General features: G+C 66.0%; 25 protein-coding genes, 1 tRNA gene and 1 pseudogene. 19 read left to right on the top strand and 8 right to left on the bottom strand.

The features are described from left to right. Positions 1-2: 2 nt before the first annotated feature. A complete protein-coding gene (locus RGE_RS14630) occupies positions 3-1,028 on the top strand; it encodes an AraC family transcriptional regulator (RefSeq protein WP_014429208.1) in 1,026 nt (341 codons plus the stop codon). A gap of 6 nt (positions 1,029-1,034) precedes the next feature. Here the strand turns inward: RGE_RS14630 and RGE_RS14625 are convergent, their stop codons facing one another. Continuing rightward, positions 1,035-1,751, bottom strand: coding sequence for an aspartate/glutamate racemase family protein (locus tag RGE_RS14625; RefSeq protein ID WP_014429207.1), 717 nt, complete (start codon positions 1,749-1,751; stop codon positions 1,035-1,037). Positions 1,752-1,914: 163 nt separating this feature from the next. On the opposite strand from RGE_RS14625, the gene RGE_RS14620 reads away from it, so the two are divergent. From RGE_RS14620 to RGE_RS23755, 10 genes are all read left to right on the top strand, one after another. After that, the gene (locus RGE_RS14620) at positions 1,915-2,376 is read left to right on the top strand and encodes an Lrp/AsnC family transcriptional regulator (RefSeq protein WP_029718492.1); all 462 of its coding nucleotides are present in this window, start codon (positions 1,915-1,917) and stop codon (positions 2,374-2,376) included. 75 nt (positions 2,377-2,451) lie between these two features. Continuing rightward, positions 2,452-2,528, top strand: a tRNA-Arg gene (locus RGE_RS14615). A gap of 174 nt (positions 2,529-2,702) precedes the next feature. After that, on the top strand, positions 2,703-4,004 hold the full coding sequence (locus RGE_RS14610) for a tyrosine-type recombinase/integrase (protein ID WP_014429205.1): 1,302 nt from the start codon (positions 2,703-2,705) through the stop codon (positions 4,002-4,004). Positions 4,005-4,131: 127 nt separating this feature from the next. Continuing rightward, the gene (locus RGE_RS14605; RefSeq protein ID WP_014429204.1) at positions 4,132-4,641 is read left to right on the top strand and encodes a cupin domain-containing protein; all 510 of its coding nucleotides are present in this window, start codon (positions 4,132-4,134) and stop codon (positions 4,639-4,641) included. A gap of 118 nt (positions 4,642-4,759) precedes the next feature. After that, positions 4,760-4,975, top strand: a complete 216-nt coding sequence (locus RGE_RS14600) for a helix-turn-helix transcriptional regulator (RefSeq protein ID WP_014429203.1) — start codon at positions 4,760-4,762, stop codon at positions 4,973-4,975. A gap of 158 nt (positions 4,976-5,133) precedes the next feature. Beyond that, complete coding sequence (locus tag RGE_RS14595) at positions 5,134-6,051, top strand: ParB/RepB/Spo0J family partition protein (RefSeq protein WP_014429202.1); 918 nt, start codon at positions 5,134-5,136, stop codon at positions 6,049-6,051. Then, positions 6,048-6,623, top strand: coding sequence for a hypothetical protein (locus RGE_RS14590; RefSeq protein ID WP_014429201.1), 576 nt, complete (start codon positions 6,048-6,050; stop codon positions 6,621-6,623). The genes RGE_RS14595 and RGE_RS14590 overlap by 4 nt, the downstream gene beginning before the upstream one ends. After that, positions 6,620-7,630, top strand: a complete 1,011-nt coding sequence (locus RGE_RS14585; RefSeq protein WP_014429200.1) for a relaxase/mobilization nuclease domain-containing protein — start codon at positions 6,620-6,622, stop codon at positions 7,628-7,630. Before RGE_RS14590 ends, RGE_RS14585 begins: the two co-directional genes overlap by 4 nt. A gap of 325 nt (positions 7,631-7,955) precedes the next feature. After that, positions 7,956-8,315: a hypothetical protein gene (locus RGE_RS24310; RefSeq protein ID WP_158443097.1), complete on the top strand. Its 360-nt coding sequence runs from the start codon at positions 7,956-7,958 to the stop codon at positions 8,313-8,315. Between the two features lie 50 nt (positions 8,316-8,365). After that, positions 8,366-9,388 carry an ImmA/IrrE family metallo-endopeptidase gene (locus RGE_RS23755; protein WP_158443096.1) on the top strand — a complete coding sequence of 341 codons (1,023 nt, stop codon included), beginning with the start codon at positions 8,366-8,368 and terminating at the stop codon, positions 9,386-9,388. Positions 9,389-9,391: 3 nt separating this feature from the next. On the opposite strand, the gene RGE_RS24120 is transcribed toward RGE_RS23755, so the two are convergent. The 4 genes from RGE_RS24120 to RGE_RS14575 all read right to left on the bottom strand — a co-directional run bounded on the left by RGE_RS24120 (position 9,392) and on the right by RGE_RS14575 (position 13,113). After that, positions 9,392-10,312, bottom strand: a complete 921-nt coding sequence (locus RGE_RS24120) for an alpha-glutamyl/putrescinyl thymine pyrophosphorylase clade 3 protein (RefSeq protein WP_014429198.1) — start codon at positions 10,310-10,312, stop codon at positions 9,392-9,394. Then, a complete protein-coding gene (locus RGE_RS23750) occupies positions 10,299-11,291 on the bottom strand; it encodes a thymidylate synthase (RefSeq protein ID WP_158443095.1) in 993 nt (330 codons plus the stop codon). The genes RGE_RS24120 and RGE_RS23750 overlap by 14 nt, the downstream gene beginning before the upstream one ends. Before the next feature lie 47 nt (positions 11,292-11,338). Beyond that, a complete protein-coding gene (locus RGE_RS23745) occupies positions 11,339-11,635 on the bottom strand; it encodes a DUF4031 domain-containing protein (protein ID WP_014429196.1) in 297 nt (98 codons plus the stop codon). Positions 11,636-11,889: 254 nt separating this feature from the next. After that, a complete protein-coding gene (locus RGE_RS14575) occupies positions 11,890-13,113 on the bottom strand; it encodes a nucleotide pyrophosphohydrolase (protein WP_014429195.1) in 1,224 nt (407 codons plus the stop codon). Between the two features lie 378 nt (positions 13,114-13,491). Here RGE_RS14575 and RGE_RS14570 point away from each other — a divergent pair, with 378 nt between their 5' ends. From RGE_RS14570 to RGE_RS23740, 6 genes are all read left to right on the top strand, one after another. Next, positions 13,492-14,391 (top strand): restriction endonuclease, encoded by a 900-nt coding sequence (locus tag RGE_RS14570; RefSeq protein WP_014429194.1) that lies wholly within the window; start codon positions 13,492-13,494, stop codon positions 14,389-14,391. Positions 14,392-14,558: 167 nt separating this feature from the next. Next, complete coding sequence (locus tag RGE_RS14565) at positions 14,559-14,789, top strand: type II toxin-antitoxin system prevent-host-death family antitoxin (protein ID WP_232504935.1); 231 nt, start codon at positions 14,559-14,561, stop codon at positions 14,787-14,789. Positions 14,790-15,008: 219 nt separating this feature from the next. After that, complete coding sequence (locus RGE_RS14560) at positions 15,009-15,194, top strand: OmpA family protein (protein WP_014429192.1); 186 nt, start codon at positions 15,009-15,011, stop codon at positions 15,192-15,194. A gap of 25 nt (positions 15,195-15,219) precedes the next feature. Beyond that, positions 15,220-15,672: a hypothetical protein gene (locus RGE_RS23300; RefSeq protein WP_014429191.1), complete on the top strand. Its 453-nt coding sequence runs from the start codon at positions 15,220-15,222 to the stop codon at positions 15,670-15,672. Beyond that, positions 15,669-16,361, top strand: a complete 693-nt coding sequence (locus RGE_RS23295; RefSeq protein ID WP_014429190.1) for an LPD7 domain-containing protein — start codon at positions 15,669-15,671, stop codon at positions 16,359-16,361. The genes RGE_RS23300 and RGE_RS23295 overlap by 4 nt, the downstream gene beginning before the upstream one ends. Positions 16,362-16,447: 86 nt before the next feature. Next, entirely contained in the window at positions 16,448-17,440 is a 993-nt protein-coding gene (locus tag RGE_RS23740; RefSeq protein WP_259376177.1) for a DUF1173 domain-containing protein, read from the top strand. Between the two features lie 106 nt (positions 17,441-17,546). Here RGE_RS23740 and RGE_RS24115 read toward each other — a convergent pair whose 3' ends face one another. Continuing rightward, positions 17,547-19,172: a hypothetical protein gene (locus RGE_RS24115; RefSeq protein WP_148280197.1), complete on the bottom strand. Its 1,626-nt coding sequence runs from the start codon at positions 19,170-19,172 to the stop codon at positions 17,547-17,549. A 1,884-nt stretch (positions 19,173-21,056) separates the two neighbouring features. Here RGE_RS24115 and RGE_RS14545 point away from each other — a divergent pair. Continuing rightward, positions 21,057-21,797, top strand: a pseudogene (locus RGE_RS14545) (transposase); the annotation flags it as partial. A 248-nt stretch (positions 21,798-22,045) separates the two neighbouring features. Here the strand turns inward: RGE_RS14545 and RGE_RS14540 are convergent. Further along, positions 22,046-22,948, bottom strand: coding sequence for a hypothetical protein (locus tag RGE_RS14540; protein WP_014429185.1), 903 nt, complete (start codon positions 22,946-22,948; stop codon positions 22,046-22,048). A gap of 84 nt (positions 22,949-23,032) precedes the next feature. Further along, positions 23,033-23,833, bottom strand: a complete 801-nt coding sequence (locus RGE_RS14535; protein ID WP_014429184.1) for an IclR family transcriptional regulator — start codon at positions 23,831-23,833, stop codon at positions 23,033-23,035. A 67-nt stretch (positions 23,834-23,900) separates the two neighbouring features. Between RGE_RS14535 and RGE_RS14530 the strand changes: the two genes are divergently transcribed. Next, complete coding sequence (locus RGE_RS14530) at positions 23,901-24,881, top strand: tripartite tricarboxylate transporter substrate binding protein (RefSeq protein WP_014429183.1); 981 nt, start codon at positions 23,901-23,903, stop codon at positions 24,879-24,881. Positions 24,882-24,897 lie beyond the last annotated feature (16 nt).

Raw genomic sequence — 24,897 nt, 5'->3', positions numbered from 1 at the left:
CCATGCGCGCCGCCGCGAGCGCCGGCGACTCCGCGGCCACGGTGCCGTTCACGCACCAGCCGGCGCTGGTGCTGGAGCTGGCGCGTGCGCAGGAGCTGGACGTCGGGGACATCCGCGCCACCGCCGGCCTGGCCGACATGCCAGCGGCGCTGACGCTGGCGCAGTGGCGCGAGCTGCTGGCCGCCACGCTGCGCGCCTTCGGCTCGGCCGAAGCGCCGTTCGTTCTGGGCCGCCACCTGCTGCCCGGCCACTACGGTGCCGCCAGCCACGCGCTGCGCGAAGCCGCCAGCCTGCGCGACGCGCTGGAGCGCCTGGTGCGCTTCCAGCCCAGGCTGTCGCCGCTGCTGGTGCCGCGGCTGCACGTCGAAGGCGGCCTGGCGGTGCTGTACTGGACCGACGCCTGCCGCCTGGGCGCGCTGCGCCCGGCGCTGGTGGAGATGCAGATGAGCGCGGTCGCCTCGTGCTGCCGCTGGCTGGCCGGCCGCGCGCTGCCCTGGACCTTCTGCTTCGACCGCGCCGCCGCGCGCCACGCCGAGCAGCACGAGGTGCACCTGGGCACGGCGCTGCGTTTCGGCTGCCAGCTCGACGCGATGCTGATCGACGCGCACTGGCTGGACGAGCCCTGGCCCGCCGCCGCGCACCCCGGTGCGGTGGCCGCCAGCCGCGCTGCCGAGCAGGCGGCCGGCGCCGAGGCCATGCCGCGCGCGCTGCTGGCCGCGCTGTACGACCTGCTGCTCGACCGCGTCGGCGACCCGCCGGCGCTGGAGGAGGCTGCCGCCGCCTTCGGCTTCAGCCCCGCCACCTTCAAGCGCCGGCTGGCGCTGGAGGGCACGCACTACCAGGCCGAGCTGGACCAGGTGCGGCGCCACGAGTGCCTGCGGCTGTTCCGCTTCGGCGGCCTGGACAACGAGGCCGCGGCGCGCCACCTGGGTTTCCACGACGCGGCCAACTTCCGGCGCTCGTTCAAGCGCTGGACCGGCTCGACGCCGGCGCTGCTGCGCCGGGGCTTGTTCGACTTCCCGGCCTGACGCGGCTCAGGCGGCGGCCAGCGCCGGCTGCGCACCGTGCAGCGCGAAGTCGACCGCGGCCAGCGCATGCAGCGTCGTCGTGTCGAACAGCGGCAGCGCGACGTCGTCCTCGGCCAGGATCAGCGGCAGCTCGGTGCAGCCGAGCACCACGCCTTCGGCGCCGCGCGCCGTGAGCCCGGCGACGATGAGCTGCAGCTTCTGGCGCGAGGCCGGCAGCACCTGGCCGCGGCAGAGCTCGTCGAAGATGATGCGGTGCACCTCGGCGCGTTCGTCCTCGGGCGGCACGATGCACTCGACGCCCAGGCGCGCCAGATGGTCGGCGTAGAAGGGCTGCTCCATCGTGTAGCGCGTGCCCAGCAGCGCCACGCGGCGCAGGCCGCGCGCGCGGATGGCGGTGCCGGTGACGTCGGCGATGTGCAGCAGCGGCGGCAGGCCCTCGCCGGCCACCTGGGCGGCGATCTTGTGCATCGTGTTCGTGCAGATCAGCAGGCAGTCGGCACCGGCCGCGGCCAGGCCTTCGGCGGCCTGGCGCAGCAGCGCGGCGAGTGCGTCCCAGTCGCCGGCGCGCTGGCCGCGCACGACTTCCTCGAAGTCGAGGCTGTGCATCAGCACACGCGCCGAGTGCAGGCCGCCGAGGCGGCGGGCGACCTCGCGGTTGAGGGTCTGGTAGTAGAGCAGGGTGCTTTCCCAGCTCATGCCGCCGATCAGGCCGATGGTCTTCAAGATGCGAAGCGAAAGAGGTTGGCGATGGCGACACTGTGCGCGCGGGGGCGGGGCAGGCGATTGCTGAAATTCGCGTCTGGGCGTCACTCGGCGCAAAACTGTGCTCCGTAGAATCGGTTCCCGGGAATCAGATTCCAAGGACGCCGTGAGCGCCGCCATTTCGCTGGACACCATCGACCGCCGCCTGCTGGAACTGGTGCAGGAAGACGCGACCACGCCGCTGGCGCAGCTGGCCGAGGCCGTGGGCTTGTCCAGCACGCCGTGCTGGCGGCGGCTGCAGCGGCTGAAGGAGGCCGGCGTCATCACGCGGCAGGTGGCGCTGGTCGACGCCGAGCGCGTGAACGTCGGCGTGACGGTGATCGTCAGCGTGCGCACGGCGGTGCACACCGAGGAGTGGTTCGAGCGCTTCCGCGCGACCTGCGAAGCGATCCCCGAGGTCGTCGAGTTCTACCGGATGAGCGGCGACGTCGACTACCTGCTGCGTGTCGTCGTGCCCGACATCAAGGCCTACGACGCCGTCTACAAGCGCCTGATCGCCGGCACCAACCTGCACGACGTCAGCTCCAGCTTCGCGATGGAGCAGCTGAAGTACACGACGGCGCTGCCGCTGAAGTACGCGCTGTGAGGGCGGTGGCCGGCAGTGCTGGAGCTTGACGCGGGCCGGGGAAGCCGCCGACGCGCCCCGTAGAATCGCGGCCGGCTGCCCGTAGCTCAACTGGATAGAGCAGTTGCCTTCTAAGCAACAGGTCGGGGGTTCGAGTCCCTCCGGGCAGGCCACCCAAGGATTCCGGGGCGTCCCGCGAAGTCCCTGGAAGTTCGAAAAGTCCACGCCGGACAAGGACTTGAGATCCAAAACGGTTGCGGATGGTTTCACTGATTCCGCGGCCTATCCGGGTCCAAGTGGGGGAACAGGCGCATGATCGGGTGTCGCCAAGCGGAGTTTGTTCCCCCATGGCACTCACCGACGCCCTCTGCCGCAACGCGGCCTGCCCGCCCGACAAGGCGCGTGTGCGCCTCTCCGACAGCGGCGGCCTGTACCTCGAAGTCACGCCCAACGGCTCGCGCCGCTGGTTCTGGAAGTACCACTTCCAGGAGAAGGAGAAGCGGCTCTCGCTGGGCCACTACACCGAGGTCGGCTCCAAGAAGGTGAGGGTCTCGCTGCGCGAGGCACGCGACGCGCGCGACGACGCCCGCCGGCTGCTGCGCGCCGGCACCGACCCCGTGCAGCGTCGCCGGCTCGACAAGCTGTCGCGGCAGGTGTCGGCCGAGGACACCTTCGAGGCCGTGGCCCGCGAGTTCCACGCCACCAAGCGCTCGGGCTGGAGCCCGCGCTACGGCGCGCGCTGGCTGGAGCGCATGGAGAAGGACTTGTTCCCCTGGATCGGCAGCCTGCCGCTGCGCGACGTGACCGCGCCGCTGCTGCTGTACACGCTGCGCCGCATCGAGAAACGCGGCGCCCACGAGACCGCGCACACGCTGCGCCAGACCTCCGGCCAGGTGTTCCGCTTCGGCATCGCCACCGGGCGCTGCGACCGCAACCCGGCGCCCGACCTGCACGGCGCGCTGGTGCCGGTGATCGTCAAGCACATGGCCGCGGTGATCGAGACCGACGGCGCCGCCCGGCTGATGCGCGCCATCGCCGCCTACGAGGGCCAGCCGCTGACGCGCGCCGCGCTGGAGCTGGCCGCGCTGCTGTTCCAGCGGCCCGGCAACATCCGCCAGATGGCCTGGGCCGAGATCGACTTCGAGCGCGCGCTGTGGACCATCCCCGCGGCCAAGATGAAGCGCACCGTGCACGGCAAGCTCAACGGCCGGCCGCACCTGGTGCCGCTGGCGCCGAGGGCGTTGGAGATCCTGCAGGACCTGCAGCCGATCAGCGCGTGCAGCGTCTACGTCTTCCCCAGCCTGCTGAGCAACCGGCGCTGCATGAGCGAGAACACGCTGCGCACCGCGCTGCGCCGCATGGGCTACACCAACGACGAAATGACGCCGCACGGCTTCCGCGCGATGGCGCGCACCATCCTCGTCGAGCAGCTGAACGTGAACCCCGACGTCATCGAGGCCCAGCTCGCGCACGTGAAGAGCGGCCCGCTGGGCGCGGCCTACGACCGCGCCGAGTTCCTGAACCAGCGGCGGACGATGATGGTGCAGTGGGCCGACTACCTGGACGCCCTGCGCCGCGGCGAGCCGGATCCGGCCGGGCGGGCGCTGGGCAAGCGGCCCAAGAAGAAGGCGGCGGGCCGCGGCGCCTGAGCCGTGGCGGCCGGGGTGCCGCGAGGGGAGCCGGGCAAACACGTTCTTGGCCGGCGCGATGCCGGTCCACAGAATCGGCAGTGCCACGGCACGCCGTGCCGGTTCAATCCTGCAACCAAGGACGACCATGCCCGATCGACCCTCCTGCATCCGTTCGACGAGCGCGGTCGCCGAACACACGCACGTCTATCCGCAGAGCGACGAGCCGATGGGCCCCGTGCGCCGCATCGGCAAGGAGGCCGGGCTGGAGCGGCTGGGCATCAACATCCAGCGCCTTCCGCCGGGCACGCGTTCGTCGTGGCCGCATGCCGAGGAGAACGAGGAGGAGTTCGTCTACGTGGTGTCCGGCCACGTCGACGCGTGGATCGACGGCCATCTCCACCCAATGGCGGCCGGGGACCTGGCGGCGTTCCCGGCCGGCACGGGCATCGCGCACTGCTTCATCAACAACACCGAGCAGGAGGCCGTGCTGCTGGTCGGCGGGGAGGCGCCCAAGGCGGGCAGCCGGATCTTCTATCCCGTCAATCCTTCCCGCCGGCAGGACATGCCCGAGGCGTACTGGTGGAGCGACGTGCCGCAGCGGGAACTGGGCGAGCACGATGGGCTGCCGGACGCGCTGCGCGAGCGCCGGCGCTAGGCGCGGCTGCCGGCTTGCCGTTGGTCGGCGCACGCTGGAAAAAGGCGCCGTTCCAGCGCGCTGGCGAGGCCCGCGCGGGGCTAGATTGGGTTCGCACCGTCTCCAGGAGGACTCTGCGATGCCAGCCCGACCCCACCACGATGCCGCCGATGTCCCGGTCTTCCTGCGCCTGCCGCGGGTGCGCCACCTCACCGGCCTGGGCAAGAGCACGATCTACCGCCTGATCGCGCTCGACGAGTTCCCGCGGCCGGTGCAACTGGGCCAGCGTGCGGTGGGCTGGCGCTCGGCCGACGTCGAGCGCTGGAGCGCCGAGCGGCCGATGGCGCCGCGCTGACGCCTCAGCGGTCGGCGAAGTTGCAACCGGCGGTCAGCCGGGCACCTTGCCCGGGGCATCCACCGGGCCGTCGCGGGACGCCAGGGCGTCCGGCGGGACGATGCAACTGAACACCTGCCGCCGCTTGTGCTGCCCCGCGCGCCGTTCACGATCGCCCCATGCGACTGCGCTGGCCCCGACCCGCCGAAGTCCAGCTTGATTTGCTGGACACGCCGGCTGCGCCCGTCGCGCCCGCTGAGCCGGCGGTGCCGGGCAAGGGTGCGGCCGGGCCGGCCTTCGTCGCCACCGACTGCCTGGTCGAGGACCCGGACAACCCACGCACCGAGCTGCCGGCGGCCGAGCTGGACGAGCTGGCCGAGGACATCCGCCGCCACGGCGTGCTGCAACCCATCGTCGTGCACCCGGCCGATGACCAGGGGCGCCACAAGATCCACTTCGGCGCCAAGCGCTGGCGCGCGGCGCAGCGCATCGGGCTGGCGCAGGTGCCGGTGGTGGTGCGCGCGGCACCGGCCGACCCCTACGCCCAGGTGTCCGAGAACCAGAAGCGCCACGGCCTGACGCCGCTGGACCTGGCGCGTTTCATCCGCGGGCGCAACGAGGCCGGCGACTCGAACACGACGGTGGCGCAGCGGCTGGGCATGGACCTGACGACGGTGGCGCACCACCTGGCCCTGCTGGAACTGCCGCCCGCGCTGGACGAGGCGCTGCAGTCGGGCCGCTGCACCTCGCCGCGCACGCTGTACGAGCTGAGCAGGCTGCACACGCAGCGGCCGGAGGCGGTGGCGCAATTACTCGAAGGTTCGGGGCCGGTGACGCGCGAGGCGGTGGCGCAGTTGCGGGAGGTGGGGGCCGCCGTTCCTTCCGCGTCTGCTCGTCTGCCGGCCCGGCCGTCGCGCTCGAATGACGGCGGCCCGCTCCTGTCCCGGGCAGAGCGCTTGTGCGAGCGGCTGGATCAGGCACTTTCGCGGCTGACCAGTGGCGATGCTTCGACGCTGTCGCCCGAAGCCCGCGGGGCCTTGAAGCGCCGGCTGGGTGAGCTGGCGGCACGCCTCGACGACGGAGGAGCTTCCTCGTGAAGCGCGCCGGCCCCTTTGACGCCGCGAAGCGCGTGCCGCCAGCGCGGGACCGCGTCACCGTCGACCTGCGCGGCTGGGGACCACGGCTGCAGGCGCAGGCTTCGCGGCGCGGGATGAGTGCCGCGGCGATCGTGCGGCGTGCGGTGCTCGACGCCTTGTCTGACGCCGAAAGTGCGCATGAGCCTGAACGTGCCGCCGAGACGGCGCACGGAGCCGGCAGCGTCAAGCTGACCCTGCGCCTCTCGCCCGCCTATGCCGCCGCGCTGGCCGAACGCGCGCGGGCCGCGGAGCTTTCCCAAGGCCGCTACGTCGAGACGCTGCTGGACGGCGCCCCGACGTCGCTGTCCGCCGACGACCGCATCGCCGTGCTGGAACTGGCCACGTCCAACGACAACCTGGCCGCGATGTCGGTGGACCTCAACGCCTTCCTGCGCGCGCTGGCCCGGGCCGACTCGGAGGCCGCGGAGCGCTATCGCGAGGACCTGACGGTGCTGGCGCACAACGTGCGGAGCCATCTGGCCATCGCCTCGGCACTGAGCGCCCGCCTGCAGGGCCGGAGGGCGCGGCGATGACCCCGGGCCCCACCGTCGACGGCGCGCTGGTGCAATGGGGCGAGCGGCTGTTCTACCCGCCCAACCGCATCGTCAAGGTGCCGCCGACGCCGCGGCTGGACACGCTGGCGCGGCGCAAGGCGGCCGTCATCCGGCGGCGCATCGAGGCGACGGTGCTGCGCCGGGCGCCGCAGGTCATGGTCAAGGTGACGGGCGGCGGGCGCGGCATGCGCGCGATCGCGGCGCACTTCCGCTACATCAGCAAGGGCGGCCGGCTGGACGTCGAGGACGACCGCGGCAGCGTGCGGCGCGGGCGCCAGGCCGTGGACGACCTGGCCGAGCAGTGGCGCCATGCCGGCGCGAAGATCGACGACGAGAGCCCCCGGCGCGAGGCCTTCAACCTCATGCTGTCGATGCCGCAGGGCACCGACGCCCGCATCGTCAAGGCCGCGGCGCGCGAGTTCGCGCAGACCGAACTGCGCGGGCACCGCTACGTGATGGTGCTGCACGAGCACCAGGCCAACCCGCATGTGCACCTGAGCGTGCGCGCCCAGGCCGCCGACGGCCGGCGGCTGAACCCGCGCAAGGCCGACCTGCACCGCTGGCGCGAGACCTTCGCCGACAAGCTGCGCGGCTACGGCGTGGAGGCCGAGGCGACACGGCAGGCGACGCGCGGCGCCCATCACCGCGCCCGCCCGATCGGCCGCGTGAAGATGCGCGAGGACGGCCGCCTGCCTGGACGCGACATCGCCGAGCCTGGTGGCGAGCGCTTCTACAGCAGCCGCCGGGACGCCCTGGAGGCCTGGATCCACATTGCGCAGGCGCTCGGCTCTTCCGGCACCGCCGAGGACCGGCGGCTGGCCCACGGGGTCGTGGGCTTCCTCAAGGACTCGAAGGCGTTCCGGCGGCTGTTGCCGAGGCTGGAGCAGTTGCCCGACCGACAGAGGGAGCAGGCCAGGGCGCCGACCCGGACGCCGCAGCAGCCGGAGCTGACGCGCACGCGTCCGGACATCGACTGGGAGCGTTGACCCACCCCCATCCCCGCCCCGAGGGCGGGGCGGTCCTCGCCGCCGGACGGGCTCGTGGGCAGGCGCGCACGCCTGCCCACGGAGCCCAGCGTGGGCGCACGCCGCCGCCCGTCAAGGGTGCGCTGCGCCGGGCTGCGCCCGCCCTGGACTGGCGGGGGCGGGCGAGGAAATAACTTCACTTCACACTGAAATGCACGATCCACCGCCCGTGGCCGGAGCGGGCATTACCAGGGCAGAAGGGGACATCGGTCGGCCGCGGCACCGCTCCAAGCTTCCTGGCGCGCCGGTCCTGCCGTCAGTCCTCTTGATCGACCACCCGACGCGCATGGCGCTGTTGTCCGACAATCGACCAATGGGGCTAGAGATCGCTTTTCGGTCCAAGGAGCTGCGTTCCACGTGCGAGAGCCCCGCAAGGGCAAAGCGTGAGTTTGGGGATCGCGCCGCAGCTGCTTTGCGGAGGCACCTCGCCGATCTGGAGGCTGCCGAAACGGTCGCAGAGGTGGTGGAGATGGGCTTGGAAATTGAGAACTGCGACCAGGAGGTGGGTCTGATACGGTTCCACCTCAGCGAAGGGCAACACCTCTACTGCGAGGTGAATCACCATCAAGTCCCGATCAACGGCGAAGCTGTCGACTGGGCCCGAGTCACTAGGCTAAAGGTGATCCATATAGGAGGCGGCCTATGACTCGGTCCGGCGACTTCCGCCCTGCCTGGGCGTCGCCTCCGGGTGAGACGGTGCGGCAGCTTGCCGCCAAGAAGAACCTACGAGTCGACGACATCGCGCAGGCGCTAGGGGTGGCCCGAGAGGACGTCACCCAGCTCTTCAACGGAAAAGTGCACATCACGGCCGCTCGCGCGAAGCGCCTGGCGGATGTTGTTGGAGCAAGCGTGCATTTTTGGCTGGCCCGCGAGGCTCAATACCGTCGCGATCTTCAAACGCTGCAGGACGACGGCAGGCAATGGCTATCGAGTCTTCCGTTCGCGGACATGGTCACGTATGGATGGCTGAAGGCCGCAACTTCGCCTAGCGAAAGACTTCGGCGCGTCTTAGAGTTTTTCGGGGTCGAAACCGTTGACGAGTGGCGCGACGTATGGCTTTCGGATGGGGCCGGCCTTACGGCCTATCGCACCTCGCCGGTCTTTGCCGCCCAATCGGCGTCGCTTGCCGCGTGGCTCCGACAGGGTGAACTCACGGCTGCCGAATTGCCCGTGGGTTCATGGTCACGTCACCATTTTGAGCGTCTACTGCCTTTATTGAAGCCATTAACTCGTGTTCGAGAGCCAATTGAGTTCACGCCTCGGCTGCAGGAACAATGTGCCGCATGCGGTGTGGCGGTTGTCATCGTCCGCGCGCCAAGGGGCTGCCCAGCCAGCGGCGCTGCCCGCTTTTGTAATGGCAAGGCGATAATACAACTGAGCGTCCGATACCTACGGGACGACAGCTTTTGGTTCACCTTCTTCCACGAGGCGGGTCACTTGATTCTTCATGAAGATCGGCTCTTCCTTGAATCTTCTGATCGACCTGATATTGATGATCTTGCGGAGCGTGAGGCAAATCAATTCGCTGGCCAAGTTCTTGTTCCTGCATCCGAAGAGGCAGCCTTGCGAGCGCTGCCCCATGATTACCGGAGTATCATGAGATTTGCGAAGAACTTGTCTATCTCCCCCGGAATCCTAGTGGGGCAATTGCAGTACCGGGGGTTGGTGCGCCAAGATAAGTTGAACTTCCTAAAGAAGCGATACTCTTGGTCCTGGTAGGTCCTAGCCCCGGAAAGGCCGATAACTATTCGGGCTCTTCTGCCAATTGCACAAGGCGTCTTCCATGACCTGCATGCCAACACCGAGATGGCGCTCAAGTACGGCTACGCGCGCCTCCAAGGTCTTGGCTCGGGTTTTGGAGTCGATTTGGCCGTCGAACAGGAGTTTTGCGCCGCGTTTTGGCCCCGTTGCTTCGTTCATATACGTTGAATCCGCTTCAATATCAGCTAGCCCAACCTTGCCAAGCATGGTGAGGTAGTCAAAGCGGCCTGTTCGGCCGAAGCGGAGAACCGCACGCATCTGCTCATAAAGCACACCGAAGGCGCGACGCGCATTGCCGTCAGCATGGGCCCGGGCCTGACCCACCATCGCGGCGTGAGACCCATACCCGGCAATCCAGTCGACATAGCTTCGGACGATAGCGCCAGTCCCCTTGGGGCCTGGCTTAAGCGATTCGTACTTACGGTGGTTGCCGAATTTTCCTCCAAACGTCTCGTAGTGACCCTCAATCCAGTCTATGTAGGACTTGGGATCGACCAAGACACGCGCCCACGTCCACGGCACAAGTTCTGAGGATCCATAAAGCTCGGCTGCGAGTTGCCAAGCGGTCCGAAGGTTGCGGCCGCAGTGAGTGGCCAAGAATACGAGCCAGAAGGCCTCTTCCGTCTGTTTTGCAGACAGAGTGATGGCCGCCCTGATAGGGTCAAAGAGCGGGCTTTTCGGGTCCGCGCGCGCAACACTGACGTGGCGATCTCTGACGGTGCGAACGAACTCAACACGATGAATGCTGTCGATAAGCTGGGCGACAAAGGCAAGCATGTTTTCCGGCGGGACTACGCCGGGCAGCGGTATGGCGCGCCGGTGGAACTGGATAAGCTGAGCCTCCAGTTCAAAAGCTCGCTGTTCCTTTTCATGTGCGTTCATGTCGCGCCTTTGATGCTTCGTTGCTGCGATCGAAGATCGTCGCCTGCTCCTTGATTGAGGACGCCATTCCGTAGCGCTTGTTGATGTACATGGCGTAACCGTCGTGCTTCAAGTGCCTTTTTAGTCGTCTAATGTCGTTTTGATTGCCGTTTGTCTTAAAGGTTCTGTGAATGTCCAAAAGCGTTGCGAGATCGGCCCAATAAGGAGCCATGCTATCGAAGCGATCCGTGCGGCTTGCGTCGCCATTCCTCACTGCTTCCTCGACTTCAAGAAGCGTGCGAACGGAGGGCCATGGGTCGCCCTGCGGCATCGGTGGCATGGGTTTCCGGGGCTGCCAACCTTCATCGAGATAGCGAATAGCCTTCTTATCATCTCGTTTATAGAGATGCAGGCTGCCGACAAAGTGCCGATATTCACCTAACTTGACGCCCAGGGATCTCGCCACAAGCTCTTGGACCATAGTGAACGCAAATACGTCGTGCGGCAAACCGAGCCAGGCATCATTGGATCGCATTGACGTAAGCATATGCAGCCGTCGATCTCGGATCACGAACTGCAGGGTGCATGTGCATGGGATGTCGCGGTGATACTCTAGTATGTCGTGGCGATCGAAAAGTTGGATCACCGCCTGGCGTGAATCCGGTTTGCTCTTCAGGGACGAGATTACGCGCGCTAACTGCTCGTTTGGCCCGGTGCCAAACATTCTGGGGCCGTACGCTCCGAAGACGGTCTGCTCGTCATCGGAGGACTTTGCGTACTCGGGAATGTAGTACGCGATGAAATCCAACGCATTGCTTCCAGCTAGTATCCAGAGAAGTTCGCCGAGGCAGCTGAAAAGTAGGCCGCGCGATTCGGTGCGGGAAAGCCGCAGGCGCGGCGCCGAAAGCTTCAGCAATGCCCCATAGATCTCGCGCGCCGAGCCCTTTGTAGGCTCAATGGAAGTGCCGCGGGTCAGAAGCTGTCGGTAGACCCTGGCCAAGAGGTCGTCTAGGGAGTCGGCGCAGACGTACACTTGGCCTAGACGCTTTACTCAAACAGGGTAAGTTGCTTGTCGCTCGTTGCGGCAGCACGCGCGGATGCGCGAACTATTCTTGCAATCCGGACTACCTCTCGGGAGCTAACGGCACGTGCACCACCACGAAGGGCGCGCAGCCGCTGAGCAGCAGTGACGTCGTAGTGGGGATGGCGTGCACCGCGATGGAAGGCGTTGGCGGGCAGTCCTATGCAAGCCGCAAAAGAATGAAGCTCATCGAGTCTGTCCGCCGTCAAGTGGAACCAGTTTCGACCGTGCTTCGCCACTTCGGCGTCGTCGATGTATACCAATCTCCCCTCCTCGCGGTGAATGTAACACGGCTGCTAAGTGAAGCGAACAAGTCAGCGACGGATTCTCAGCGACTGTCATCTGCGGTCCGTCGATGAGGGGCACCTGTAAACACGGGGGGAAGGAGAGCGTCGGCCCAAGCATCAGGCAGTAGCGTTAGTTGAGGCTAATAGCCGCCCGCTGCAAACCAGCCTTTCCGTGCAGACCAAGCCGCTGAAACCGTAAGGGCAGATGCGTCGCTCGTCACACGGCGATCTCACGCGCCGCCGAAGCTTGGATACGACGCGCGACCACCGTCATCAACCTGCACCACACCGGCCGCCACCAAGCCGTTCAACGCCGCACTGACCGCATCGTCAGTCGCGTCGACCCCCAAGAACGACTTCAGCGATCGCCGAAGCGACGGCAGCTTGGTGGGCCGTTTGTCGCCCATCTTGCGCAGGCTGTTGGACAGCCTTTCCATCGTCTGCAGGGCGCTGCTCGACGCCTTTGCGGGCTTCGTCCTTTTTTCTGGAACGCCGGCCCGCTTGGCTGACTCCGCCCCGACGGGCAAATCGGCCTTCTGAGTCGCTGGCGTTCCGCTCGCCGTTGCGACAGCGGTCTTCTTCGCGGCCGTGGCCTTCTTCGCCGCTACCTTCTTGGCCGGAGCCTTTTTTGCAGCGGCCGTCTTGGGTGCTGCTTTCTTCACCGGCACCTTCTTGGCCGCTGCCTTCTTCGCGGGTGCGCTCTTCGCTGCGGGCTTGGCTGCGGGGCTTGGTGGCTCCGCGTTTGACGCCGCCGGCTTGACTTGGCCATACGCCAGCCGCTGCACCGCGAAGCCCATGCCCCGCGCGTGCTCGATCATCGGCTCGTAGCCCTTGTCGTTGGCCACCACGACGATCGGCGCGCCGGGGTTCCGCGACGCGATGTAGCCCAGGTAGAACGACAGGTGGAAGTCCAGCGCGTTCTTGCCGGGCCGGCTGATCGGCACCGCGGTCGCGTTCGTGCCGAAGGACGCGAAGCGGCGGTCCACCTCGTGCTGATGGGGCCCGTGGAAGACCCAGACCTGGCCGGCGCCCGGCACCAGTTCCCGAAGCTCGCCTTCGGTCGGTTGGACGTTCTCGTAGTCCACCAGCACGTGCGGCCCGGGCGCCGCGGCCCGTGCCGGCGGGATGCGCGCGATCGTGTGCCGGGGCGGGTACTTCGCCGCATTCAGCGCCAGCTTGTCCTTCACCGCCTGCGCGATGTCGATGCGGCTGTGGTCGGCCAGCTGCAGCAGGTAGAGCAGCACGTCGGCCACCTCCTCGCCGATGCGCTGCTTGACGGCGGGGTCCTCGTGGGCGCGGGCCGATTGTTCGGGCGTCATCCACTGGAAGATCTCGGCCAGCTCCGCCGCCTCCACCAACAGCGCCGTGCTCAGGTTCTTCGGCGTGTGGAACGGCTGCCAGTCGCGCTCGGCGGCGAAGTGGCGCAACTCGGCCTGCAGCTCGGACACGTTCATGCGCAGCCTCCCTCGTTCTTTGCGGCGATCTTGCCAGCGTCTGGGGCGGCGACGGTGCAGCCGGTCGGCCGTCGGCGCGACGGCTCCGCCAGCGTTCTCGACGCCTTGTGCGTCGCCAGCCGCCGCCTGCGGGTGGTCGATTCAGGCGGCGGGGTCGGACTGTCCGACCCCGTGGATGGGTGTGAACGCGGGGCCGCACCGGCATGTGCGAGCCGGTCCACAGAGAGGAGACAGAGGCCGAAAGAGTTGGATGGCAGGATAGGCTGAGCGCCAGCAAATGGCTGCCATCCGCCTCGGCGGATGGGACGACGGCCGCAGGTGCGGCAGGCGCTTGCGCCGGTTTCCGCGCGCCAGAATCGGCGCAGGGAGAAACACGAAATGGCCAGGCGAAACCAAGGAGGCCTCGCGGAGGCGGTGATGGAGTTGTTCGCGCTCATGCCCTGGTGGGTGGGCGTGATCGCGGCGCCGCTGTTCTATCTGCTGCTGCATCCCGTTGCGACGCAGGCCGTGCCGGTCGCCACCGAGGTGGGCCAATACGGCGCCATGGCCACCCGGACGATGTGGAAGACCTTCGCCTGGTTCGGGCAGTACCTTCTTCCGTTCCTCAGCCTGATGGGCGCCGCGATCTCGGCATGGCGCCGCCGCCAGCGCAGCCGCCTGGCCGCGGAAGTGGCGCAGAACCCGTCGGCCGATGCGCTCGACGGCATGAGCTGGCGCGAGTTCGAGATGCTGGTCGGCGAGGGCTTCCGGCTGCAGGGCTTCCGCGTCGTCGAGACCGGCGGCGGTGGTGCCGACGGCGGGGTCGACCTCGTGCTGTCGCGGCCGGGCCAGAACGGCAGCGAGAAGTACCTCGTGCAGTGCAAGCAGTGGCGTGCCTACAAGGTGGGCGTCGACGTGGTGCGCGAGCTGTACGGCGTCATGGCCGCCAGGGGCGCGGCCGGCGGCTTCGTCGTGACTTCGGGGCGTTTCACCGACGAGGCGCGGCGCTTCGCCAGCGGGCGCAACGTCGAACTGGTCGACGGGCCGCGGTTGCGGCAGCTGATCCAGAAGGCGAGGGGAGGGGGCGCGCAGACTGCGAGGCAGGAGCCGTCGCTGCAGACGCCAGTGACTCCCGTCGCTTCAGCGCCCGTGCAGCGGGATGGCGACGAGCGGCCGAACTGCCCAGTCTGCGGAAAGCGCATGGTGCGGCGCGTCGCCAAGCGCGGTGCGAGCGCCGGGGCGGCTTTCTGGGGCTGTGTCGACTATCCGGGGTGCAAGGGGACGCGGGGGATGGGGTGACGTCGCGCGGCTCGCGGTGTCGCTGCAGGCAGCAGGATTGCGGATCGCCGCCATCCAGGTGGAACGATGATGGCGACAACTCGGCTTCGTCGCCCCAACTGGAGGACTGCCATGCGTTACCCGCCTCGAACGAAGCCGTTCAGCGACTTCGTGCCCATGCATCGGAGGTGCTCGCCGAGGTGGCGGAACAGCGTCAGCCCTTGGTCCTCACGGAAAACGGAGAGCCCAAGGCCGTTCTTCAGGACATGGCCTCCTATCCGGAGACGCAGGAGACGCTGGCCTTGTTGACGATGCTGGCGCTTGGCCACCAGGACGTTGATGCTGGCGGAGTGAAGCCTGCAGCGGAGGTTGTGGCGCGGCTGCGCGCAAAGCGGGCCAGGGCCGGTGGCCGCCCGTGACGTAAACCTGATGCCTGGCTGTGCTCATGAAAGCGAGGCCATGCGAGCCTTGTCCACTGCCGAGCGCCAATGTCGGGACCCGGCCAGGAGCAGAACTTCACCGAAGTCCGCTTTGTGGCGGTCTGGCGGCGGGCAGCGCGTCCAAAGGACTGCGCACGGCGCCGCCGCCCATCTTCAGCACGTGGGTGTAGATCATCGTGGTGGCCACGGACCGCTGCGGTGCAGGCCTGGCTGATCGCCTCGGGTGTCGACCCGTCCCGCATCCGTTCAACCTGGCAGCCCGTGGGCGACGCAGTGGCCGACAACACGACCGAGGCCGGCCGCACGCTCAACCGCCGTGTCGAGATCGAGATCTACCGGACCGCGCCGCGATTCGTCGCCGCCGGCTCGCCGGCAAACCCGTGAACGCCAGCAAACCGCGAGGTGCTCCATGGACAACGAATCGGGAACCGCATCCGAACACGGCGGCAGCGTCGAGCCAGCGGACCGTGCGTCCATCGCCAAGGCACGCGCTCAGACGCCCGTGCAGCGCGGCGAGATCTACGAACTTCGTGACCCGGTCGCCGAAGTGACCTACCGCGAGCCGACGATGAAGGCCATCGTCGCGCACGCCGACCGGCTGGATGCCTCGCGCATCGTCGCCATCGGGCCCGATGGCTCGAGCACGCCGATCCACCGGGTGGGCAACGGCTGGGAGCGTCAGCCGACCTTGCGACCGCAACCGCCGGCGCCCGAACACGCCGTGGCCGATGAACCGACGCCCAAGGCGGGCGCGAAGGACGCTGGCCGCAGCGAAGCCGCCGCCGCGCGCGAGCAAGCCGAGAGGCTTCTGGCGGCTCGTGTCGCCGAACTCGACGCCGCACTGCAGGAGCGCTATCCGTGAAGTGCTCGACGGTTCACATCAACAACGTGCCGATCGGCACGACAGAGTACCGCTACCTCGGCGACGTCCAGCGAGTGGCGTTCACGGCAACGGCATTCAGGCTGAGCACGGAGAGCGACAACCCCTCGGTGGCGCGCTCGATGGTGGACGTGGCCGAGATGCGCAACTGGAGGGCGCTTCGCGTGAACGGCAGCCAAGAGTTCCGGCGCCAGGTCTGGCTCGAAGCCACGGTGCGGGATGTGCGGGTACTGGGCTACGAGCCCGACCCCGCGGACAAGCAGCTGGCGCAACGGGAGCGTGACGCGCGACAGCGCAACCGCGTCGAGCCGATACGCGACACCAGCGCAAGTTCCTCAACGACCGCGGAGGCGCTGAAGGCCAAGGGGACTTCGGGTCGCGGCGGCGGCCGCAAGGCCGTCCTGGCGGCACTGGAAGCGGTGCTCGTCGAGCGCAAGATACCGGCCAAGCAGCGGGCCGCTGTCATGGCCGTCGCCGAGCAGACGCTGGCCCAGCGCCTGCGCAAAGGCGAGACGCACAAGGTCAAGGTCTTTGATCCCGAGGCGCCATCGGCCCGCACGACGCAGCAGCAGCCGCAGGAACGGACCAGAGGGCGGTCGCAGGAGCGCACGCTTGCACCGGGGAACGCCGCGGGCACCCGACCAGAGCCATCGCCGCAACATACCCGGTGAAGCGATGGAAGCTAACCACCGCGGCAACCGCGCGACCGGCCCTCGCTATGCCGGAATCGGTGAAGCGCTGAGAAGCGGTCACAGCGGTGGCATGCGGCCGCTGTGTCTGTGCGTGTCCGGCGGCGTGCCCGATGTACATCGCCCGGCTCGGCACCCGGCACTTGGTCAAGCGCATGCCGCTGAGCGGAAACCGCCATGCGCCGGGTTGCCCGCATTACAAGGCGCCGGTAGAGCGCGTCGGTCATGCCGCAGGCCCTGCCGCGGCACGCGAGACGGCTGAAAGCCGCGCGCCCACCGCACAGACACCGACTCCGACTGTGGAGACAGCCGAAAACGCCACACAGCGCAGAGCAGACGGTGACGACTTCTCGCTGCTCCGGATGCTGCATGAACTTTGGGTTCGCGCCGAACTGACGCGCTGGCATTCAGGCTTTGCCGGCAAGCGGCACTGGGGTGTCGTACGCCGGCATCTGCTCGCGGCGGCCCGGAACATGGCGACACCGTCGGGCCCGCTGGCGGAACATCTGTTCGTGCCGGAAGTCTTCAGCGTGGAGCGTGCCGAGAAGATCCGCGAACGGCGCGAGGCTGTCTGGCGCCAGTTGCTGCTCGCGACTGGAGCTGGCGAATCACCGCTGATGCTCATCGTCGGGGAACTGAAGGCGCTGCAGATCGGCCAGCATCGGGCTCGCGCCCGGCTCAAGCACCTGCCCGATCGTCCGTTGATGCTGGGCGGAGAACTCGCCCGCCGCACTGAGTACCGCTATGCGGCCTTGCTGGGGTTGTGGGAAGCCGCACCGTTGCTCCACATGGTGATGGCAGGCACCGTGGCGCTTGACGACATCGGAGCGGCCACCGTTCTCGATATGGCGCTGATGGCGTGCAGCCCCGAATGGATCCCCGTGGCGAACGTTCAGGAAGTCGTGCTCATGGAGCGTCTGGTCGCGGATGGGCGGAGCTTCAGGAGGCTGATGGGTGAGCAGACTTTCGCTCAGGCGACAGAAACTGCACTACTAACCGACATGCCGCAGCCCGCGCCCCAGTTCATTGACCGCTGCAAGACCTCCGTCACTAAACCCTAGTCCATGGAACCGCTTGGAACTCCTTGGCGATTCGCATAATACGCCCCGCGCGCCCTCGTCGACGAACAGACACCTGATCGGTCGAGACAAACGCAAAACAATGGATTCAGCGCGTCGGCAAAAAATTAACTTTCACAACACCTAAAAGCACATTGACACGGACAAGCTTTTCAATTCGCCAGATCCATTCTTGGTCGTGATACTCGGTGTCGCCATACACCGGCTTGTTGTAGGATGACGCCGTAAGCCCATACTTATCCACCGTTGAAATCGTCTCTATCCCAACAAGACCCATCCCCTTTCTAATCCGAATCTCCCTTCTAGGCTCACCCAATGTATCGGTCAATGCCGAAACCACCCCCGCCTCGTCATCCACCTCGGCGATCAACCTATTTAACTTACTACCCTCTGAGGCAGCGCGGACTCCAGTGAGTTTTTCTACCTTGTGGCCAAATAATGTGATAGCAGACATACCGGCAGGCGAAACTTCCGCACGAAGCTCACACTGACGGTATGCGTCCTGCAGTGCAATCAACTTCCCAAGCGGCCCAAACTCTGCGCGCCTATTCCAAAGCGACTCGGCGGAAGCGAGATTGGGTTCAACCGTCTCTTTGATCGCACTTCTTTCTGCTCTGCATAACGATGCAGCCGCACATTCGAACGACGAACCACTTATCGAACACAGCGCTGCCGGCAACGCGGCTTGAGCCTCCCTGAACGAAACCCCCTTCAACCAGCCACCTATTTCTACACTCTTGGCAGGTGTCAAAATTGATTCGGCTGCAGCATATTTTGAAGCATCGGCTCGCCAATTTCTCTCTTGTTCTATCCTCAGGTTATGGTAGTCCTCAAGTGCGGCGTTCAGGTCGGACTTTGCCGACATAAGTAGTTGCCTGACTTGTCCCGCAGAGATATCGCTAAAGAAATTGGACTGATTTCCTAGTGCGCTTTGCAAGTACTTCCATGCGACTATGCGAATGCATGCCTCCGACCCAAAGCGGGCATGCCATGCCTCAAGCTCTGGATAGTCCTCTCGGAGTTTATTCCAAGAGCGCGGCAACAAATTAAAGCGTCTTTCCCTGCTCTGAAGATATCCTGGCGCAATGACGCCCTTCTGAACCATATCGATGAATGTTGCCTCCTCCGCTTTTTCAAGCCTTTGGCAGTCAGAGGGCTGCAACTTTCGCGGCGCAGGAAGAAAATCCACAATATGGGGAGGCCGTGTTAGGTCTCCCCAGACCCTCCTGCTGTTAGGCGCGACTTTACGATCGAGATCAGCCTGATTGGCATCTGCAATAATCTCACGATCCAATGCCACATACGGATTATCTTCGGGAAATGCCAGTCCGGCCAAATGCTTCGCTTGATTGAGAGTCAGCGCACCAGTAACAGGTACACCCAAGGCCTGCTGAATTCTAGATGCAACAAACCTTCCATCAATAGACACTAGGTCATTCCGATCGGACAGCCTACACTCCGCAGCAGCCTGAAACTTATCATAATACCTCACATACTCCTTCAGCAGCCTTCTGAGGGGCGTATTCTCCCAACTCGCAGCGCTTTTCGCAAAAATCATCGACTTACATTGAGGCGACGGATCGCTGTCCAAGCGAGGTTTATTCAGTGGAGCCGGCAACGCGCGGACCCTCTCATACCCGTCGGGTATCTGCGCAAATACAAATACTGGAAGCAACAGAGCGGCACCGATAAGCAGTCGGAGCTTTGAGTTCATTAACAAAACATCTGACACCTGCACGACACCCTCCAGTAGACGCCCGAGATGCCGCAACAAAGCGGAATCCGACGATAACAGAATAGCCCGCAACCTATTAAAAATCAGCCAACACACAAGAGCCAAAGACAACACCCGAATACCACCGAAGCGATCAACTCGCCACAATAGCACTGCACAGCAAAGGCCATCCTATCTAACTGCGAGCGCGGACGCGCCGCCAAATCACAGGAAAGGGATCGAACGAATCCCCGAGGACAGCCAATCCCCCGCCACCACCAGAAAGCAAAGTGATTAGGCAGATGCTCTCCCACTGCTCGTGTCACGAGAATCCGCTAGACCGAACGCTCGTTTGCTTTGCCAGAGGCATAGCATCCTGAGCGCATAGTGGAGCGCTGACTACTAAGGTGCAAGTGTGAACCCAGGGAACTTTCGACTGCGGCTCAGTAAAGGACGGGCTTACCTGCCTGCACGTGATAGCAAATTGAAAGCAATGCCGCCGGAGGCAAGCTGATCCAGCTTGCCAGCGATAAAAACGGGAGACGGGAAGGATAGAAGATACGAAACCGTCAAGACCAAACGACCCCGGGCATGCCGCGAAAATCGGAACCAGCAAAACTGCAGCGTTGCACCACCACTATTTCCTGTTTGATTTTTCAGGGGGCGCAGTTCTGCCCGGATACATAAAGAATGCGGACGTTTCGATATCGGTTATTTTGCATTCGGGGCGCCCCATTAAATTCACCCACATTCGGAGCCCACCCGCCGTATCTCGATTTGCCGCCATTCTGACCATGTTTAGGTTGACCCCGACGGGTCGCTCAATCCAATCTCTAACAGTCAGCGCGCTCGGTCTATTATTATCAGTCACCTTCCCGCCAAGATGGACAACCGCCTTGCTTCCACCCTCCTCGAAAGACAAGATGGCTGACACAATCAAGCGATCCGGCCTCTCGTCCTCTGGCCTGAGCTCCTTGAACTCAAGAACTGCTTTACCCGGAGTATTAGCGCAGCGATAGTCCCCCGACCATACTCTGCTTGCGTCGGTCAATTGGTCTGCCGAGGCCGCTCCAGAGATCATCGCGAGAAATAGAACAACCGCCGAAATCGAACATGCCCCAGGAGCAACAAATGATCGAAATCGTTCACCGAGGCTCAGTTTCTTGCCACGAAAATAATCAAACATAGAATTGAGCGCCTTCAGGCAGTTGAGTGGTGTCGCGAAGCACTTTAGGACACGAAAATGCCTGGCGAGACAGAATATCCCTTATTTACCAACCTTGCGAGACAGAAAAAACTCCGCCACGACGGCATCAGTGCAATACCGGAGCCTCTTGCAATTTGATATGTCGATTTCATAACCCATTCAACCAGGATGCCGCCCTATTCCGGCGTACCTATGCAGCCCTCGCAAAGACGCTGTATTGCCGTACCAAATTAGGCGGCCACTCATGTAAGCGAACGACCCAAATTTATCCCAACAGGGCCGTAACACATCAGCCATACTTATGCAATTAGATGCACGACTGCGAAATGTGGTCAACCACGTGTTTGCGGGGGGAGGAGGCTGCCAGAAGACTCCCGACGTCGACCAGATTTTGTATGGCGCATATCAAGCTGCCTTGCAGCCCGATTGATGGCACCCTGAAAGGCGCAACAACCTCGGCGCGCTTGCCTTATATCAACTATTAGTCCAGTCAATGAATCAAGGAGCAGGTCGGGAACGGCGCTCCCGATGGAACTTGTTCAGCACGGAAGCGATGCAGTGACGATGCTGCGGGCGTGGCCTGCATGGCGTTGTGCCTAGCACGCTGTTGAAGAACCTCTGGACGCCCCGCCCCGCGGCGTAGAGCATCCAGCCATTGAGAACTGAGGACGAGGTCGATGCGAGGCGCCGGCGGCCACAACGAATCGCTGTCCAGCACGGTGAAGTTGGATGACTTCGTCCCGGCCAACCACCCGCTGCTCCCGATCAGGCTGTGGATCAACGACGCCCTGTCCAAGATGGACTCGCGGTTCTCGGCGATGTACGAGGCAGACATCAAGGGCGGGCGCCCAAGCATCGCGCCGGAGAAGTTGATGCGCTCGATGCTGCTGCAGGTGCTCTACAGCATCCGCAGCGCGCGACAGCTCGTCGAGCAGATCTCCTGCAACCTGCCGTTTGGCCTGTCCATCGAGGATGCGGTCTGGAACCATTCAGTGTTCAGCAAGAACCGCGGCCGGCTCATCGAGCACGACGTGGCGACCGAACAGTTCAACGCGACGGTGGAGATGGGGCGCTCGCGCGGGCTGCTCTCGTGCGAGCGCTTCAGCCTCGACGGCACGCTGCTCCAGACCTGGGCCAGCCACAAGAGCGTGCCGCGCAAGGACGGCAGCGATGACGGCCTGCCGCCAAACAACAGGCACGGCGGGCCGCGCAGCAACGAGACCCAAGCATCGCGCACCGCCCCCCAGGCCAAGCTGTACCGCAAGGGCGATGCGGCGCCAGCGCTCCCGAGTTACATGGGCCACGTCAAGACCGACAACCGTCACGGCCTGGTGGTCAATATCGAGGCCAACCGGGCCGACGGCTACGCCGAGCGACTCGTGGCCGCGCAGATGACCAGTGACGCCGCGCGGGCCGCGATCCCGCTGGAGCACCGCTCCGGCGTACCATCCGGATCGACTTCCAAGCCCGTCTCGTTGACGCTGTCGCAAGCCTCGGGGACTGAGCCCAGCCTCCGCTCCTCGCCCCGCTCGGACCCCAGTTCGAGTCCTCCGAGTTGTAACTTTCCCGACGGGGGAACGCCCTGGGGAACAAATTTCCGGCCGCCCGCGGAAAAAACCAAGCGCCGACAACGCTTTAGGCAACTCTTCGAGTCCCTCCGGGGCAGTTAATCGAGTGTCGAGCGTTTCGCTTCCTCGATCGCCCCGATGAGCGCCGCCGGATCGTCGACGTAGACGAACAGGTGCCGCGGCAGCGGTCGCTCGAACTGGAAGCGCGTCCAGCACAGTGCGGCACCCGGCCTCATCGACAGGACAAGGTTCGGGTCGTCGAAGACGCTGATGACGCCTGTCTCGCGCAGCACGGTGCCGTGGCTGCGGCACCAGGCGCGATAGCTGGTCTTCTTGTCGAGCCGTTCGGCATGCGCGATGTCCTCGATGGGCAGGCGCGCGGCGGCACGGGCGCCGACGCGCAAGTCCAGATGCGTGCGGGTCAGCACGTGCCCTCCGGCCCGCACGAGCCAGCGGTCACCGAGCAGCAGGACGATGGCGAGGACTTCGGCCGTATGCACGAGTACGTGCACGAGCAGGTGACCCTGGACCGATGACAGCAGCACCAGGCTGATGGGGATCTCGGGAACGAACGAGACGAGGTTGAGCACCATGAGGCCGTCGTAGACGCCCTTGCGGCGATCCTCGATCGGGCGGCCCGGCGGTCGCGGAGGCGGCGGACGCCGCAGCATCCAGCTCAGACAGCCCCCGGCGGTCACGGCCAGCCATCGGCACAGTCCGACGAACTCCCCGGGGATCAGCAGGACGGCGATGCGCACCCACGGCGAGCGCTTGGTTCGCGCCGCACGCTGCCGGCCCTCGGGCAGCCATGCCATCCAGCGCAGCGCGACCAAGGCGGGGAAGGCCCAGAAGGCGAGGTCGTTGGCGGCTGGCACGTCGGCCGGCGGGACGAATCTGGCGATCCCCAGCCGCAGCAACAGCACCACCACGATCGCCAGCGCGAACGTTTGAAGCCAGGTCGGCCGGGCCGGCCCCGTGGGGATTCGGTCAGTGTCTTCCATCGCCCCTTCAGCCTGTGACGGCGCGTCGCATGGAATTCTCGACGTATTGGGTCGACCCGCTGGACCGGCGCTCCGGCCACCGCCTCACTCCCAATCCCCCAGCGCCTCCTTCATCAACCCCGCGATCCACCGCTGCCGGTGGCTCGTCATGCGCGCGGTGCTCGCGGCCACGCTGATGCCGGCCAGCGGCTGGCCATCGGCGTCGCAGACGGCGCGGCCGACGCCCAGCACGCCTTGCACCGCGTGGTTGCCGACCACCGACCAGCCGCGTTCGCGCGTATTGCGCACCAGCAGTTCCAGGCGCTCGGGCGTCATGCCGCCGTAGCGCGCCAGCATCACGCCGTGGCCGTGGATCGCGGCCTGGGCCTCGTCGTCGCTCAAGGCCGCCAGCAGCGCCAGCCCGGCGGCGCCCACGCCCAGCGGCTGGCGCGCGCCGATCTGCACCGACAGGATCTGCACCGGGTAGGTCCCGACGTGGCGCGCCACGCACCAGGAGCTGTGCCCCTCGCGCACGACGGCGAAAGCCGCGTCGCCGCAGGCCTTGCTGATGCGCGCCAGCACCGGCGCGATGCGCCGCGCCAGGTCCGACGCCGCGGCCGCTTGCGGCTCGCGCCGCACGGCGGCGACGTAGTGGAAGCGCCCGCTGCGCTGCACGTGGCCTGTGTCCAGCAGCGTCGCCAGCAGCCGGTGCACGGTGGCGCGCTGCAGGCCGCTGGCGCGGCACAACTCCACCACGCGCAGGCCGACGTCGCCGGCGCGCTGCAGCCTGTCCAGCAGCAGCAGGCCGCGGCGCAGCGTGCGGCCTTCGCCGTCGGCCGGCGGCCTGGGACTATCCCGAAGTTCGTCCGCTAGGCGGACGTTCGAAGGCGTGTTGTCGGACCCCATCGCGAAGAATTTTCTCAGGTCGCAGCGCCGCACAACGTGGGCTCGCCGCCATACGAAGGAGACAGACATGAACCGGATCACCCGCCGCACCTGGATCGCCGCTGCTGCCCTGGCCGGGGCCAGCGCCGCGCTGCCCGCCCTGGCCCAGAGCGCCTACCCGAACAAGCCGATCAAGTTGGTCGTCGGCTACGCCGCCGGCGGCGCCACCGACGTCATCGCGCGCCTGGTCGGCCAGAAGCTCGGCGACAACCTGGGCCAGACGGTGGTCATCGACAACCGCGCCGGTGCCAACAGCAACGTCGGCGCCGAAGCCGTGGCGCGTTCTCCGGCCGACGGCTACACGCTCTACGTCTACACGATCGCCAACACGATCAACGCGACGCTGTACCCCAAGCTCGGCTACGACCCCGAGAAGGACTTCGAGCCCGTCGGCCTGATCGCCAAGGTGCCCAACATCCTGGTCGTCAACAAGGACGTGCCGGTGAAGACGCTGGCCGAGTACGTGGCCTACGCGAAGGCGCAGCCGCAGGGCGTGACCTTCGCGTCCTCGGGCAGCGGCTCGTCCATCCACCTGTCGGGCGAGATGTTCAAGATGATGACCAAGCTGAACATGCTGCACGTGCCTTACCGCGGCAGCGCGCCGGCGGTGAGCGACCTGCTCGGCGGCCAGGTGCAGAGCATGTTCGACAACGCGCCGTCGGCGATGCCGCACATCCAGAGCGGCCGGCTGCGCCCGATCGCCATCACCAGCCCGCAGCGTTCGCCGCTGCTGCCCGACGTGCCGACCTTCATCGAGTCGGGCTACGCCGACTTCGACGTGCAGAGCTGGTTCGGCCTGGCCGCACCTGCGGGCACGCCGGCGGCCATCGTCACCAAGCTCAACGCCGAACTCGCCAAGGTGCTGGCGCTGCCCGAGGTGAAGAAGCGCCTGGCCGAGATGGGCGCCACGCCGGCGGGCGGCTCGCCGGCCGACATGCGCAAGTTCGCCGCCGCCGAGATCAAGCGCTGGAACGCCGTGGTCAAGGCCTCCGGCGCCCGGGCCGACTGACGGCCGCGCCGACACG

Origin of the sequence: Rubrivivax gelatinosus IL144, assembly GCF_000284255.1 — a bacterium.
Classification (GTDB): Bacteria; Pseudomonadota; Gammaproteobacteria; order Burkholderiales; family Burkholderiaceae_C; genus Rubrivivax; species Rubrivivax gelatinosus_A.
This window is presented reverse-complemented; position numbering and strand designations above follow the sequence as displayed.

What these genes read in the sequence shown, in the direction of transcription:
- RGE_RS24120 (WP_014429198.1), bottom strand. Translation starts at nt 10,312, where the DNA reads ATGAACGCACATGAAAAGGAACAGCGAGCTTTTGAACTGGAGGCTCAG.
- RGE_RS14575 (WP_014429195.1), bottom strand. Translation starts at nt 13,113, where the DNA reads ATGAACGTGTCCGAGCTGCAGGCCGAGTTGCGCCACTTCGCCGCCGAG.
- RGE_RS14585 (WP_014429200.1), top strand. Translation starts at nt 6,620, where the DNA reads ATGACCCCGGGCCCCACCGTCGACGGCGCGCTGGTGCAATGGGGCGAG.
- RGE_RS14535 (WP_014429184.1), bottom strand. Translation starts at nt 23,833, where the DNA reads ATGGGGTCCGACAACACGCCTTCGAACGTCCGCCTAGCGGACGAACTT.
- RGE_RS23300 (WP_014429191.1), top strand. Translation starts at nt 15,220, where the DNA reads ATGGACAACGAATCGGGAACCGCATCCGAACACGGCGGCAGCGTCGAG.
- RGE_RS14530 (WP_014429183.1), top strand. Translation starts at nt 23,901, where the DNA reads ATGAACCGGATCACCCGCCGCACCTGGATCGCCGCTGCTGCCCTGGCC.
- RGE_RS24115 (WP_148280197.1), bottom strand. Translation starts at nt 19,172, where the DNA reads ATGAACTCAAAGCTCCGACTGCTTATCGGTGCCGCTCTGTTGCTTCCA.
- RGE_RS14610 (WP_014429205.1), top strand. Translation starts at nt 2,703, where the DNA reads ATGGCACTCACCGACGCCCTCTGCCGCAACGCGGCCTGCCCGCCCGAC.
- RGE_RS14540 (WP_014429185.1), bottom strand. Translation starts at nt 22,948, where the DNA reads ATGGAAGACACTGACCGAATCCCCACGGGGCCGGCCCGGCCGACCTGG.
- RGE_RS14605 (WP_014429204.1), top strand. Translation starts at nt 4,132, where the DNA reads ATGCCCGATCGACCCTCCTGCATCCGTTCGACGAGCGCGGTCGCCGAA.
- RGE_RS14595 (WP_014429202.1), top strand. Translation starts at nt 5,134, where the DNA reads ATGCGACTGCGCTGGCCCCGACCCGCCGAAGTCCAGCTTGATTTGCTG.
- RGE_RS24310 (WP_158443097.1), top strand. Translation starts at nt 7,956, where the DNA reads ATGGCGCTGTTGTCCGACAATCGACCAATGGGGCTAGAGATCGCTTTT.
- RGE_RS14570 (WP_014429194.1), top strand. Translation starts at nt 13,492, where the DNA reads ATGGCCAGGCGAAACCAAGGAGGCCTCGCGGAGGCGGTGATGGAGTTG.
- RGE_RS14600 (WP_014429203.1), top strand. Translation starts at nt 4,760, where the DNA reads ATGCCAGCCCGACCCCACCACGATGCCGCCGATGTCCCGGTCTTCCTG.
- RGE_RS14630 (WP_014429208.1), top strand. Translation starts at nt 3, where the DNA reads ATGCGCGCCGCCGCGAGCGCCGGCGACTCCGCGGCCACGGTGCCGTTC.